The sequence below is a fragment of the Rhizobium sp. rho-13.1 genome (assembly GCF_007000305.1).
Taxonomy (GTDB): Bacteria; Pseudomonadota; Alphaproteobacteria; order Rhizobiales; family Rhizobiaceae; genus Rhizobium; species Rhizobium rhododendri.
Genome location: NZ_SCFL01000001.1, coordinates 1132266 through 1146151, shown reverse-complemented (window position 1 = coordinate 1146151; position 13886 = coordinate 1132266). Strand labels below are relative to the sequence as shown.

Genomic DNA, 13886 nt, shown 5'->3' with positions numbered 1-13886 from the left:
GCGAGGCAAAGAAAAAGCGGCGGAATTGCTCCCGCCGCTTCGTGAGGTCAGATGGTTTGGCTTACGCCTGTTCGCGACGGGGGCCTGGGCGACCGCCGGCTGGCTTGCGGGCCTGGCCGTTGTTGCCGTCTGGACGACCGCGGGCTTCGCCAGCCTTGTGAGCTGGACGGCCATGCGGCGGACGGCTGCGTGGTGCGCCGTTGTCGCCGGCTGGCCGAGCACGCTGCGGCGCCTTGGCCGGGCGGAAATCCGAGGTTGAGGCCAGATCGTTGTCAATCTCGCGCGGGGCACGTTCTGCAGTGCGCTGGCCACGGAAATCGGCATTGCGGTTGTTTTCGCGCGCTACTGCCGGGCGATCACCGCGGGTTTCGCTGCGGAAATCACCGTCTGGACGCGGACGACGAGCAGGACGGCCGTCGGAGCGGGGAGCGCCCGATCCGGCGCCACGACCCTGGCCCTGGCCACCACCACGGTTGCCGCCGGCGCCGGAGCGATTGCCGCCACCGCCACCACGGGCAGGACGGGCACGGTCCGCAGGCGCTTCGCCGCTGGCAACCTGGATGTCGATGGACATCAGGCGTTCGATGTCGCGCAGAAGACGGATTTCGTCCGGAGCGCAGAAGGCGATGGCGATGCCGTCGCGACCGGCACGGGCCGTACGGCCGATGCGGTGAACGTAGGCATCCGGTACTTCCGGCAGGTCGTAGTTGTAGACGTGGCTGACGCCGGGGATGTCGATGCCACGGGCAGCGACGTCAGTGGCGACGAGAACGCGGGTTTCACCGTCCTTGAAAGACTTCAAAGCACGCTCGCGCTGGCCCTGGCTCTTGTTGCCGTGGATCGAGGCCGCCGCGAAGCCGACGTGCTCGAGATGCTTCATCAGCTTCTCGGCGCCGTGCTTGGTACGCAGGAAGACCATGGCGCGGCCGTCCGGGTTGGCGTTCATCGATTCCTTGAGGAGCTCGGTCTTGTGGTTCTGGCCGGAAACGAAGTGAACGAACTGTTCGACCTTGTCCGCAGCCTTGCCGGGAGGCGAAACTTCGACACGGGCCGGGTTGCTCAGGAAGTCGGCGGCGAGATCGGCGATGGCCTTCGGCATGGTGGCCGAGAACAGCAGCGTCTGGCGCTTGGCAGGCACCATCTTCGAGATCTTGCGCAGGTCATGCACGAAGCCGAGGTCGAGCATCTGGTCGGCTTCGTCGAGGACGAGGTAGGACACATGGCCGAGCGTCAGGGCGCGACGGGCAATCAGGTCGAGCAGACGCCCAGGCGTTGCGACGAGGATGTCGACGCCGCGTTCCATCTGCATCTGCTGCTTGTTGATCGAAGCGCCGCCAACGACGAGGCCGATCTTCAGCTGCGTCTTGCGGGTGTATTCCTTCAGGCTGGCAGCGATCTGGTTCACCAGTTCGCGGGTCGGCGCGAGGATCAGCGTGCGGGTGCTGCGGTGTTCGGGACGCTTGCCGTCCTTCATCAGCATTTCAATGATAGGCAGGCCGAAAGCGGCCGTCTTGCCGGTGCCGGTCTGGGCGAGGCCGACGAGGTCGCGGCCCTGCAGAACGAGCGGAATGGCTTCCGCCTGGATCGGGGTAGGGGTCGAATATCCCTGTTGGGTCAGAGACGTCACAATCTGTTCGGACAAGCCAAGATCGCTAAAAGTGGTCAATTCAATTGCCTTTCGAGGCGCCAAAAACGAGTTCGCCGGAACGCGTCTTGCGGTCCGGTCGGTCTCTGGCGTCAAGAACCCCGCGTGAAGTGGGAACTTGTAAGTTGGAAAATAGCTTTCCAGCGCATGGGACTGCCGCCATTCGGCAGTCGTTTTTCGAGCGCTTTTGTCCTTCTCTTGCGGGTCGTCTTTTTTCGCAGGGCACGCTCACGCGGCGGCCGGGAAGGTGAAAGCTGAGGGGCATATGGCCCTATTCGTCGCTGAAGTCAACTGTCAGCTTCGATAAACCAGCTGTCGGCAGCAGCGCTTTGTGTCGCAGCCAGATGCCATCGATGGAGCCTCAAAAGACCGGAACGCGTATGGTTAACACATTGTTAGCGGCCTGCTTGGTAAAAAGACAGACTGTATGCGTCGAACGAGCGAGGCTTTCTTGAAGAGCCGTGGTGAACTGTTGGATATTGCCTGTCATCGGATCACCGAGACCGACCGGCCTGCCTATGTCAAAAACAGCGATCTTCGATATGTCGCGGTAAACGAGGCTTATGCGGCATTTTTCGGCCGCGAAATCTCGGATTTCATCGGTTGTCGCAGTCACGAGCTCTCCCATCGCGCCGAAGATGCAGACCGCGAGGATAAAGAGCGCCGCGCCATCGTCTTCGGAACGGAAGAAACGTCGATCTGCTTCGCTCGGGATCGCCTATCGGCGTTCGAGGTGCAGATCGAAAGCTTCATGCCGGCGGAAGACCGGGCCTATATCTTCGGCATCTTTACCGAGGCGCCGCCCCAGATCGGTGCCAGCCGCTCGGTGGAACGTGTTTCGCCCGATGATGTCGCGACATCGATAATGCAGCTTGCAGACCCTGCGGTTGCTCTGGAAACCGGGTTAATTGCCGCCGCCGACACGTCGCTGCTTCGTTCGGGTGTGGTCGAGGAAATCTTCGGCCTGCTCGACATGGGAGTTGGCATCTACACTGCCGATCTCGAGCTTGCCTACTGCAACGGACGCTGGAACGACCTCTATCTGCGCTTGGTGGGCAGGGCGACGCTCGGCATGAACGCCCGTGACGTCTATTCGGCCGTTTTCGATTTCTGGTCGGGGAGGAGCCCCGATTCGATCACTGAGGACAAGCAGCGCTGGATTGAAAAGCGACTGTCGATCCTTCGCGCCGAGCATAGCGATCTTGTAGAGCGGACGCCGGATGGGGAATGGCTGCGCTGTATCCACAAGCGCCTGCCGGATGGGTCCATCGTCGCACTGCGCATCGACGTGACGGCGATCAAGGAAGGTGAAGCGCTGTTGCGCAACAAGATCGACGAGGCGACGCTCTATCGGACTCTCCTGCACGATCTTCCGGTCTCTGCCTTCGTGCGCGGTGCCGATCACCGGCTCCTCTACGGTAACGAGGCATATTTCCGGATGACCGGCCTGACAGCGGAGGCGTCGCTCGGCAAGACGGAAGTGGAAATGTTCGGCGAGGAGGGAACGGCCTTCTTCGCGGAAAACGAAGCCATGTTGCGCAGCCAGCAGCATCTCGAATTCGAGGACGAGGTCGCCTACGCCCCGGGGCGCCAGCATGCGGTCGTTACGCGGCTGAAGGGTGTTTCCACCTCCACTGGCAATCACTATGTCGTCGGCTCGATGGATGACGTATCGACGCTGAAGCTGGGCGAGAGGCAGCTTACGGAGACGCGCGCGCGCGCCGAGCAGCTTAGTCAGGATCTGGAAAACATCATAGGTTCGCTGCCGACAGGCGTGCTGATCTTCGATCAGAATTTCGACCTCGAATATGCCAACGATGCCTTCTACGAGATATGGGGAATGTCTGAGGAGGATCGCCGGGAGGCGACGTCGCTTCGCGAGGTGATGCGCCGAAATCATGCGCGTGGCTATTTCGGCCCGGACGCCCCGCATTGGGAAACGCTCTACCAGGCGCGGATAGAGGCGATCTCCGGCCCCGACGGCAGTCTCCAGTCCGAAATCAGTTTTGGCGTGGACCGCCGGGTGCTGGTGGACGGTCGCAAGCTTTCCGGCAACCGGACCTTGCTCTGCTACGCAGACGTTTCTTCGCTGTGCCGGAAGGAAAGGGAGCTATCGGAAGGGCGTGAGGCACTGGAGCGCCTGGGCGAACTGATGACCGATGCGACGCATGCGATGTCTCAAGGGCTGATGATCGTCGAGGACGGCATCATCATGCTCTCCAACGATGCGTTGCCCGGTATGCTGCAGATCGAGGCGGCATCGCTGTCCGTCGGCAGGCGATGGCTGAAGATCTTCCGTCATTGTGCCGCGCGGGGCGACCTTGGACCCGCGCCGCAGGAGGCACTCGCTGCCTGGGCCGACAGGATCCGTCGTCACCAGCCGATTTCGGCAAACTTCAATATCCGTGGCGAGACGTGGCTGCACATGAACGCATCCATGGGCCCTTCCGGCCGATGGCTGGTGGTTTTCACCGACGTCACGGACATGAAGGACCGCGAGACGGAATTGCAGCGCCTGCTTGCCCGCAGCGAAGCCGCGGACCGGGCAAAGTCGGAGTTTCTGGCCAATATGAGCCATGAGATCCGGACCCCGATGAACGGTGTGCTGGGAATGGCGGAATTGCTGGGCAAGACCGGGCTCGATGCGCGCCAGACGACCTTCGTCGACATCATCTCCAAATCCGGCAACGCACTGCTGACGATCATCAACGACATCCTCGACTTCTCCAAGATCGATGCCGGGCAGATGCAGTTGCGGCAGACGAGCTTCGATCCGGCGGAAGCGGTTGAGGATGTCGCGACGCTGCTCTCGTCTCAGGCCGGCGAGAAGAATGTCGAACTACTGGTGCGCGTCTCACCGCGCCTGCCGTCGATGGTGATCGGCGACGCCGGGCGTTTCCGTCAGATCCTCACCAATATCGTCGGAAATGCGGTCAAGTTCACCGAGCACGGTCATGTGCTTGTCGATGTCGATGCGGACCCTGTGCCGGGCAGGGCCACCATGGTCACCATCCGTGTGACCGACACCGGCATCGGCATCTCGAAGGATCGGCTAGGCTCGATATTCGACAAATTCTCGCAGGTTGATTCGTCGTCGACACGCCGCCACGAGGGTACCGGCCTCGGCCTTGCGATCACCGCTGGGCTCGTGGATCTGTTCGGGGGTTATCTGGAAGTTGAAAGCGCCCTTGGCAGCGGCTCGACCTTCAAGATCCACCTGCCGTTGCCGACTGCAACCGGCTCGCGTGGCAAAGGGCAGGTTCCGGTCAACGTCAAGGGTGCACAGATCCTCGTCATCGACGATCACGCCATCAATCGACAGATTCTCACCGAACAACTTGCCGAATGGGGCTTCCAGAGCGTTGCCGTCGCCGATGGTCCGACGGGTCTCGCGATCCTGTCGGAGGCCGCCGACATCGGGGTCGCGGTCGATGCCGTCATACTCGACTACAACATGCCGGGCATGACCGGAGCCGATATTGCGCGCACGATGCGACAGGATCGACGCTTTGACGGGGTGCCGCTGATTTTCCTGACATCGATGGATGTTGCCGGCGCTGACAGGGAATACGCAGCGCTGAGCGGCGACGCCCACCTGATGAAGCCCGCGCGCGCAAACGTGCTCCGCAACACGGTGATCGAGGTCGTGCGCACGGCCCGTCAGCGTCGCTCGACCGGCGAGGCGCCGCGCCCGCTGGTGTCCGAGGCCCCGGAGGCCGTCGCGGGGCAGTCCGTCTCGGCTGCTGCAGTTTTTGTGACGGATAGGCCAGCGGAGAGCGTCGATATCCTGGTGGCAGAGGATAACGAGGTCAACCAGATCGTCTTCACGCAAATCCTGCAAGCGGCCGGCGCTCATTTCCTGATTGTCAGGAACGGCGAGGAGGCGGTCGCTGCCTACCGCCGGTGCACTCCGTCGCTGATCATGATGGATGTCTCGATGCCGATCATGAACGGGCTGCAGGCGACCCGTGCCATCCGCGAGATCGAAGCGGCGGACGGTGCCGGACGCCACGTGCCGATCATCGGCGTCACCGCCCATGCGCTCGAAAGTGACCGTGAACTGTGCATGGCCTCGGGGATGGACGACTATATGTCGAAGCCCATAAGCCCGGAACTGCTGGAAGCGAAGATCGGGCTGTGGATGAAAAATGCCAAAAGCTCCGATCAGCAATCAAGCGTCTGATAGACCCCTGACACCGCAGAGCATTTCGCGCTTTCCGGCAAAGCCCTTGCGTCGTTCGACGGCGAAGCCAGCAGCCTGCAGATTGCGGCGTACGAAACCAGCGGCGGCGTAGGTGGCGAACGTGCCGCCTTGCGACGTCTTGTCGTGGACCAGTTGCATCAGTTCAGGCGACCACATGTCGCCGTTGCGGGACGGCGCGAAGCCATCGAGGAACCACGCGTCAAAACCCGTTTCCGCGGCACCTACTCCATCTAGCGCGGGGCCGCAAACGACACTCAGTCGCGTCTGTTCGTCCAGTTGCAGCGAGACGATGCCTTCCGGCGTCTCGGGCCAGCAGGTGACCAGCGCCTTTCGTTCGTCATCGATTTCCGGCCAGCGGGACAAAGCCCGGTCGATCTCCTGTGCACGCATCGGATACAGTTCGAAGGACATGAAATGCAGCGTCGCGCCGGCCGAACGCTCGGTCTTCCATTGGCGCCACGTCTCGCAAAAATTGAGGGCGGTGCCGAAGCCGAGTTCGCCAATGCGGAATTCCGACCGGCCGTGCCAGCGCGCCGGCAGGCCGTTGCCGTCGAGAAAGACGTGACTGCATTCGAGGCGGCCATCGGTCTGGCAATAAAAATGATCGCCAAAGGCAGACGAATAAGGCATATCGCCGTCGCGCCATTCGAGCGGCTGGCTCATCGTCTGCGACGCGTCATCGGAAACTGGATCTGTCATGCCAAGAGCCGTTAATCCGGCAAAGCCTGCCGGTCAATCGTCTACCGCACTGCTGATCGTCGGCGGCGGCATCATGGGCCTCTGGGCTGCGGTCCATGCGGAATGCCAGGGCATCGAGACGCTGTTGGTCGACAGCGGCCTTCTGGGGTCCGGCGCCAGCGGCGGCGTGCTCGGCGCATTGATGCCCTACATGCCGGATCGCTGGGACAACAAGAAGCAATTCCAGCTGGCCTCGCTCGTGGCGCTCGAAGGCGATATCGCCGAACTCGAGCTCGAAACCGGCCTTTCGGCAGGTTATCGTCGCTCCGGCCGTTTCATCCCCTTGCCGAAGCCACACCTGCGCAAGATCGCCGAAGGCCACTCGCGCGATGCCGACGCCAACTGGCGCGAGGGAGACAGGCAATTCCACTGGAATGTCATCGACGATCCCGGAGAAGGCTGGATCGATCCGGCGTCGGGGGAAAGCGGCTTTGTGCATGACACGCTGGCCGCGCGGGTCGCGCCGCGTGGGCTGATCGCGGTTTTGTCGGCCTTCCTGCAAGGCGCGCGGAATGTCCGCATCCTTCAGGGCGTGGCAGTCGAGAGCCTCGATCCTGTCCGCGGCGTGGCGCATACCACGGCAGGCGATATTGGCTTCGGACATTGTATCCTCTCGGCCGGACATGCTGCCTTTCCGCTGCTGGGACAATTGACGACGGATCTGCAAAAGCCGCTGGGGCAGGCTGTCAAGGGACAGGCCGCGCTTCTTAAGGTCGATGTCGACCCCAACCTGCCAGTGATCTTTCGCGACGGTCTTTACATCGTGCCGCACGATGGCGGTCATGTGGCAGTGGGCAGCACCAGCGAAAACCAGTTCGACGATCCCCTGTCGACCGATGCGCTGCTCGATACGCTGCTGGCATCCGTGCGAGCCATGGTGCCGCTGCTGGCACAGGCCGAACTCGTGGAGCGATGGGCAGGCTTGCGCCCGAAAGCCATTGACCGCGATCCAATGGTAGGGCCGCATCCGGATCACCCCTCATTGATCGCGCTGACCGGCGGCTTCAAGATCACCTTCGGACTGGCACACCGGCTTGCTGCCATCGCTATCGGCGAGATCTCCGGTGCTCCGGCTTTCGCATCTGAAATGCCCGAAAGCTTCACCCTGGTGAATCACATTCGCGTGGCTTCGCGCACTGCGTGAAATTTGCCGGCCGCGCTTCGTCATTCTGTCACGCAAATCGCTTATCTGCATCGTTGCGCATGGACCTATCCGTGTGGCCGCGGCCCGGAGGAGGGATCATGCGCTATATCATTGGATTTACACCGCCTCCGCGCGATCCGCTGACGATGGTTGCTGCGAGCTGGCTTGGTCGGAACGTCTATACGGGCGAACGGGTCGAGGAGCCGGAGATTGGCGGTCTCGGCCTGCGCGAGGTCGCCTTTCATACCGCCCTGCCGCGTCGCTATGGCTTCCATGCAGCGCTCAAAGCACCGTTCCGACTGGCTGAGCCGACGGCTGAAGCCGCATTGCTGCGCGACCTCATGCGCTATTCAGGGACATTCGAGCCATTTCAAATCCCGCGCCTCGAAGTCGCACGGCTCGGCAATGCCTTTGGGCTCGTGCCGTCTTATCCGCTCAGTGCGCTGAATTATCTCGCTTCGGCGCTGACGCAGGAGTTCGATCATTTCCGCGCGCCGCTGACCGAGGCGGAAATCGATCGCTGCGATCCCGACCTGCTGTCGGCGACGCAGTTCGCCAACCTCCATCGTTGGGGATGCGCCGACGTGATGGATGAATTCCGTTTCAGGATGGCGCTGACGGGACCTGTGCATTCAGCAGACATGCCGCGTATGGAACGCGTCCTGCGCGATCTCTTCGAGCCTGTTCTGGCTGAACCGATTCTCGTCTCCAATATCGCCCTGATGATGGAAGAGAGCAACGACGGTCCATTCCGCGTCCACTCGCTGCATCCGATGGGCAAGGTCAGTGCGCGGAAATCCGCCTGACGAACCGTCGTCTGCCGTGCTGCAGGCGCTCACTTTCCGTCTCGACAACTCCGCTTTCGATGCTTACCGTCTGCCTGACTTCATGAGGTGGTTCGATGGTATCCGATATCTATCCGCGCGATCTGATCGGCTATGGCCGGACAACGCCCGATCCGAAATGGCCGGGTGACGCGCGTATCGCGGTGCAGTTCGTCATCAACTACGAGGAAGGCGGCGAAAGCTCCATTCTCGACGGCGATCCGGCCTCGGAAAATCTTCTCTCGGAAATCGTCGGTGCGGCAGCCTGGCCCAACCAGCGCAATCTGAACATGGAATCGATCTACGAATACGGCTCGAGGGCCGGATTCTGGCGGCTGTGGCGGATGTTTACCGATCTCAACGTGCAGGCGACCGTTTACGGCGTGACGATGGCCATGGCGCGTAACCCGGAGGCCGTAGCAGCGATGAAGGAGGCGGGCTGGGAAATTGCCAGCCACGGCTACCGGTGGCTCGAATACAAGGATTTTCCGGAGGAGGTCGAGCGCAAGCATATCGTCGAGGCCGTGCGGTTGCATACGGAACTGACCGGCGAGCGGCCCTACGGGATGTACCAGGGCAAGCCGTCCGACAATACGCTGCGGCTGGCCATGGAGGAGGGCGGTTTTCTCTATTCCTCCGACAGCTATGCCGACGATCTGCCCTACTGGGTGAAGGGCATCGACCAGAAGCCCTTCCTCATCATCCCCTACACGCTCGATACCAACGACATGCGCTTTGCGACCCCGCAGGGCTTCAACTCGGGCGACCAGTTCTTTGCCTATCTGAAGGATGCCTTCGACACGCTCTATCAGGAGGGCAAGGCCGGCAGCGCAAAAATGCTCTCGGTCGGGCTTCACTGTCGCCTCGTCGGCCGTCCGGCGCGCGCAGCCGCCCTGAAGCGTTTCATCGAATATGTCCTCGGCCACGAGAAGGTCTGGATCCCGCAGCGCATCGAGATCGCCCGCCACTGGCACGCGCACCACCAGCCGGGAACGCTGTAGATGATCATGCGCTACGACTTCGTGACGCGCTTCGGCGGCGTTTTCGAGCATTCGCCCTACATCGCCGAGCGCGCCGTCGACGCCGGCATTATCAAGGAGCCGCTGACGGCGGTTGGCATCCACGGCGCCATGGTGTCGGTGTTTCGTGACGCGACCCATGCCGAACGTCTGACGGTGCTGCGCGCCCATCCCGATCTCGCGGGCAAGCTGGCCATTGCCGGCAAGCTGACGATGGAGAGCCGGCAGGAACAGGCGGGGGCGGGGCTCGACAGGCTGAGCCCGGAGGAACACGCCCGCTTTTCCGAACTGAACAAAGCCTACGTTTCGAAATTCGGCTTTCCCTTCATCATCGCCGTCAAAGGCCTGACCAAGGACGACATACTCGATGCGTTCGAGATGCGTATCAACAACGACCGCGACACGGAGTTCGCGACCGCTTGCGTGCAGGTGGAGAAGATTGCCCTGCTGCGCCTTAAAACCATGCTTCCGGAGACTTGAATGACCTACATCGACCTGCCCGACATGCCATCCTTCACCGAGGGTGCCATCAACCTTGCCTCCGCCCGCCTCGGTGCCAAGGGCATCGATGTCTCCGACGAATTCTTCGCGCCGCTCAGCCGCATGCTCCAGGACGAGCCGCCCCACTGGGATGCGCTGGCCTATGACGACAACGGCAAGTGGATGGATGGCTGGGAAAGCCGCCGCAAGCGCGTTGCCGGCCATGACTGGGCGATAATCCGCCTTGCCATGCCGGGCAAGATCTTCGGTTTCGACGTCGATACCGGCTACTTCACCGGCAACTATCCGCCCCATTGCTCGATCGAGGCAGCCTTCGTCGAGGCAGGCGAACCGGATGCAACGACCGCCTGGACGGAACTGCTGGCAAAGTCGCCGCTCGGCCCCAGCGCCCACCATTTCTTCGAGATAGACGACAAGCAGAAGGTCTGGACGCATCTGCGGCTGCACATCTATCCGGATGGCGGCATTGCCCGGCTGCGGGTCTATGGCACGGCCTATTTCGACTGGTCGAAGGTGGGTGCTTCCGAGGAAGTCGATCTTGCCTACGTCTTCCACGGTGCCAAGGCACTGGCCTGGTCCGACGCCCATTACGGCCATCCGGACAAGCTGCTCGGCCCGGGCCGCGGTCGCAATATGGGCGATGGCTGGGAAACCAAGCGTCGTCGCGGGCCTGGCCATGACTGGGCAATCATTCGCCTCGGCCATGCCGGAAGAATCCATCGCGCCATCGTCGATACGGCATTCTACAAGGGCAATTTCCCCGATACCTGCGAGATTCTTGGCGCCTATCTGCCCGACCTCGGCGATAGCCTGACGGAGGCCGATATCGCCGCCTCCGAACAGTGGAAGCCGCTCCTGCCACGCACCAAGCTGCAGATGGATCACATCCATCCGTTCGGCAACGAGGCACTGGCCGACATCGGCCCGGTCACCCACGTCAGGCTGGCGATGCACCCGGACGGCGGCATCATGCGGCTGCGGTTGTTTGGGACGAAGGCTTGAGTTTTTTTTCTTCTGCCTCGCTGCGGTATGGTTGCATCGTCAGGAGTGTTGTGGCGATGAAGCCATCGGAAGTGCTGGATAGAAACAGGCAGGCGATTCGTGACGTTGCGGAGCGCTTCAACGCGGCCAATCCGCGCGTCTTCGGCTCGGTAGCACGCGGCGAGGATCGTCGCGACAGCGACCTCGATATTCTGGTGGATGCGCTTCCGGGCAGCACTCTCCTATCTCTCGGAGGCCTTCAGGACGCACTCGAGCAAATGATGCTTGGTACTTCGGTGCATCTTTTGACGCCGGGTGATTTTCGGGAAAATGTCCGGATGCGGGCTCTCGCCGAAGCAAAACCGATATGAGCGAAGATCGCATCGCCCTGATGCTCGATCGGATGCGCGCGGCCGCATCAGACGCCAACCGGTTTGCACCCTATGGCGACGTCATCGCTGAATCCGGACGGCGGTATCATGCGGCTGCGGTTGTTTGGGACGAAGGCTTGATTGCCGCGCCTTTCGTTCCTCCGGATTGTTGCCTATAATGATGGCTTCAGGAGCTTGGACATGAAGCCATCGGATGCCCTTCGAGACAACAGACAAGTGATACGGGAAATCGTATCCAATCGTCGGCTGGCAAATCCGCGCGTCTACGGGTCCGTGCTGCGGGGTGAGGACAGGGCCGATAGCGATCTCGATATTCTTGTCGACGCGATGCCCGGTACGACATTGTTGACGCTTGGCGGCCTGCAGGGTGATCTGGAGGCTGCACTCGGTGTACGTGTCGACGTCAAGGTGCCGGGCGATTTTCCGCCCAGGATCAGGGATCGCATCATCGCCGAGGCGGTTGCCATATGAGCGATGACAGGCTCGCCACCTATCTGGATCGCATGCAGTCAGCCGCAACCAAGGCGTCAAAATATGCCGCCGACGTAGGGCACGATGCGTTTCTGCTGGACGAGAGAACCCAGGACGCGGTGGTGATGAATATCATGGCGATCGGCGAGTGCGTGGTTAAGATCATGGATGGCCATCCCGACTTTGTTGCCCAGCATAGCGACATCCCGTGGCGCGACATCCGGGATATGCGTAACCGCATTGCCCATCAGTATTTCCAGCTGGATCTGGATACCGTCTGGTACACCGCCGCAACCATGCTTCCCGAGTTGCTCGATCAATTGCAAGGCTTGCGCAACTGGCGTGCTCAAGGCGAATGATGACACTTTCCCGATCTCTCGATATTCGGCCTCTCACCCGATCCGCCTTTGCACCTTTTGGCGATGTCATCGAAGCCGATCCTGCCAGGATGCGCCTCATCAATGGCGGCACGACGGAGCGGTTCCATGCGCTTGCCACGGCGGAGGCCGAGGGGGATGGCGCGGTTGTCATCATCAGCCTGTTTCGGGGCCAGCCTCGTGCCTTTCCCTACGCAGTCGACATGATGGAGCGACATCCGTTCGGCAGCCAGAGCTTTTCGCCCCTGTCCGGCAGGCCATTCCTCGTGGTCGTTTCAGATGACGAGGGTGGGCGACCCGGCCGGCCGCGCGTGTTTCTCGCCCGAGGTGACCAAGGTGTGAACTACGCCAGAAATGTCTGGCATCATCCACTGATGACGCTCGGAGAGGCCAGCGATTTTCTCGTGGTCGACCGGGACGGGCCGGACAACAATCTGCAGGAATTCTTTTTCGAGACCCCCTATATCATCGGAGCACCGACGCCATGACCGGACTGACGACCCACGTGCTCGACACGGCGCTCGGCAAGCCTGCAGAAGGCCTGTACATCGTTCTTTCCCGGATCGACGGGGAGGTGCGGACGGTCTTGAAGACGCTCGTCACCAACGCAGATGGCCGGGTCGATGGCGGACCGATGCTGGTTGGCGACAGTTTCGTAGCGGGCACCTACGAACTGCTGTTTCACGCCGGCGACTATCTGCGCGGCACGGGTTGCCAATTGCCCGAGCCTGCGTTTCTCGATGTCGTGCCGATCCGCTTCGGCATCGCCGATACGACTGCCCATTATCACGTGCCGCTGCTGATCTCGCCCTACGGCTATTCGACATATCGGGGAAGCTGAGAATGAGATTTGCCGCGATCGCCGATATCCACGGCAACTTCCTTGCGCTCGAGGCCGTGCTTGCCGACATCGCGGCATTGGGCATTTCCGATATCGTCAATCTCGGCGACTGCTTCAGCGGGCCGCTGGACGCCGGCAAGGTCGGCGACCTGCTGCTGGCGAGGCCCATGGTCACCGTGCGTGGCAATCACGATCGCTATCTGATCGACCGTGCCGTATCCGAGATGGAGATCTCCGACAGCGTCGCCTATCGCCAGATGTCGCCGGCCCATCTTGAGTGGATCCGGGCCCTGCCGACGAATCTACTCTATAAGGGCGAGGCCTATCTCTGCCATGCGACGCCCGAGGACGACAATCTATACTGGCTGGAGCAGGTATCGCCGGATGGAAGGGTTTCCCTGAAGCCGATCGAGGCGATCGAAGCCCTGGCCGTCGATATCCCGCAGCCTCTTATACTTGCCGCGCACAGCCACATTCCGCGCATGGTGCGCCTGCCCGATGGTCGCCTGATCGTCAATCCCGGCAGTGTCGGCTGCCCGGCTTATGATGATGACGCGCCCTATCCGCACAAGGTGGAGGCCGGTCATCCGCTGGCGTCCTACGCGATCCTCGAAAAGCTGGAAACCGGCTGGACGGCGACCTTCCGCAATGTTGCCTACGATCACATGGCCGCTGCAGGGCTCGCGCTCGCCAACGGACGGCCGGACTGGGCGAGCGGCCTTGCCACGGGCTGGCTGAGGTAGCAGTTG

15 protein-coding genes are annotated in these 13886 nt (G+C 61.8%); 13 read left to right on the top strand and 2 right to left on the bottom strand.

Annotated features, from left to right (window positions below; all coding sequences use genetic code 11):
- Positions 1 to 61: 61 nt before the first annotated feature.
- Positions 62 to 1642, bottom strand: a complete 1581-nt coding sequence (locus EQW76_RS05655) for a DEAD/DEAH box helicase (RefSeq protein WP_224127770.1) — start codon at positions 1640 to 1642, stop codon at positions 62 to 64.
- A gap of 454 nt (positions 1643 to 2096) precedes the next feature.
- Between EQW76_RS05655 and EQW76_RS05650 the strand changes: the two genes are divergently transcribed.
- On the top strand, positions 2097 to 5828 hold the full coding sequence (locus EQW76_RS05650) for a response regulator (protein WP_244616924.1): 3732 nt from the start codon (positions 2097 to 2099) through the stop codon (positions 5826 to 5828).
- Here the strand turns inward: EQW76_RS05650 and mnmD are convergent.
- Entirely contained in the window at positions 5817 to 6548 is a 732-nt protein-coding gene (gene mnmD / locus EQW76_RS05645; protein WP_142823433.1) for a tRNA (5-methylaminomethyl-2-thiouridine)(34)-methyltransferase MnmD, read from the bottom strand. The two genes, EQW76_RS05650 and mnmD, sit on opposite strands and share 12 nt — an antisense overlap.
- On the opposite strand from mnmD, the gene EQW76_RS05640 reads away from it, so the two are divergent.
- From EQW76_RS05640 to EQW76_RS05585, 12 genes are all read left to right on the top strand, one after another.
- The gene (locus tag EQW76_RS05640; RefSeq protein ID WP_142823432.1) at positions 6547 to 7731 is read left to right on the top strand and encodes an FAD-binding oxidoreductase; all 1185 of its coding nucleotides are present in this window, start codon (positions 6547 to 6549) and stop codon (positions 7729 to 7731) included. The genes mnmD and EQW76_RS05640 overlap by 2 nt on opposite strands.
- Positions 7732 to 7829: 98 nt before the next feature.
- Complete coding sequence (locus EQW76_RS05635; RefSeq protein WP_142823431.1) at positions 7830 to 8537, top strand: DUF1045 domain-containing protein; 708 nt, start codon at positions 7830 to 7832, stop codon at positions 8535 to 8537.
- A gap of 95 nt (positions 8538 to 8632) precedes the next feature.
- A complete protein-coding gene (puuE, locus tag EQW76_RS05630; RefSeq protein ID WP_142823430.1) occupies positions 8633 to 9556 on the top strand; it encodes an allantoinase PuuE in 924 nt (307 codons plus the stop codon).
- The gene (uraD, locus tag EQW76_RS05625) at positions 9557 to 10054 is read left to right on the top strand and encodes a 2-oxo-4-hydroxy-4-carboxy-5-ureidoimidazoline decarboxylase (protein ID WP_142823429.1); all 498 of its coding nucleotides are present in this window, start codon (positions 9557 to 9559) and stop codon (positions 10052 to 10054) included.
- Complete coding sequence (gene alc, locus EQW76_RS05620) at positions 10055 to 11077, top strand: allantoicase (RefSeq protein ID WP_142823428.1); 1023 nt, start codon at positions 10055 to 10057, stop codon at positions 11075 to 11077.
- A 56-nt stretch (positions 11078 to 11133) separates the two neighbouring features.
- Positions 11134 to 11427 carry a nucleotidyltransferase family protein gene (locus EQW76_RS05615; RefSeq protein WP_142823427.1) on the top strand — a complete coding sequence of 98 codons (294 nt, stop codon included), beginning with the start codon at positions 11134 to 11136 and terminating at the stop codon, positions 11425 to 11427.
- The gene (locus EQW76_RS05610; RefSeq protein ID WP_142823426.1) at positions 11424 to 11606 is read left to right on the top strand and encodes a hypothetical protein; all 183 of its coding nucleotides are present in this window, start codon (positions 11424 to 11426) and stop codon (positions 11604 to 11606) included. Before EQW76_RS05615 ends, EQW76_RS05610 begins: the two co-directional genes overlap by 4 nt.
- Positions 11607 to 11628: 22 nt before the next feature.
- Positions 11629 to 11919 (top strand): nucleotidyltransferase domain-containing protein, encoded by a 291-nt coding sequence (locus tag EQW76_RS05605; protein WP_142823425.1) that lies wholly within the window; start codon positions 11629 to 11631, stop codon positions 11917 to 11919.
- Positions 11916 to 12278, top strand: coding sequence for a DUF86 domain-containing protein (locus EQW76_RS05600; RefSeq protein ID WP_142823424.1), 363 nt, complete (start codon positions 11916 to 11918; stop codon positions 12276 to 12278). Before EQW76_RS05605 ends, EQW76_RS05600 begins: the two co-directional genes overlap by 4 nt.
- Positions 12275 to 12784: an ureidoglycolate lyase gene (locus tag EQW76_RS05595; protein ID WP_224140220.1), complete on the top strand. Its 510-nt coding sequence runs from the start codon at positions 12275 to 12277 to the stop codon at positions 12782 to 12784. The genes EQW76_RS05600 and EQW76_RS05595 overlap by 4 nt, the downstream gene beginning before the upstream one ends.
- Positions 12781 to 13137, top strand: a complete 357-nt coding sequence (uraH, locus tag EQW76_RS05590) for a hydroxyisourate hydrolase (protein WP_142823422.1) — start codon at positions 12781 to 12783, stop codon at positions 13135 to 13137. The genes EQW76_RS05595 and uraH overlap by 4 nt, the downstream gene beginning before the upstream one ends.
- 2 nt (positions 13138 to 13139) lie before the next feature.
- The gene (locus EQW76_RS05585; RefSeq protein ID WP_142823421.1) at positions 13140 to 13880 is read left to right on the top strand and encodes a metallophosphoesterase family protein; all 741 of its coding nucleotides are present in this window, start codon (positions 13140 to 13142) and stop codon (positions 13878 to 13880) included.
- The last annotated feature ends 6 nt before the right edge of the window (positions 13881 to 13886 follow it).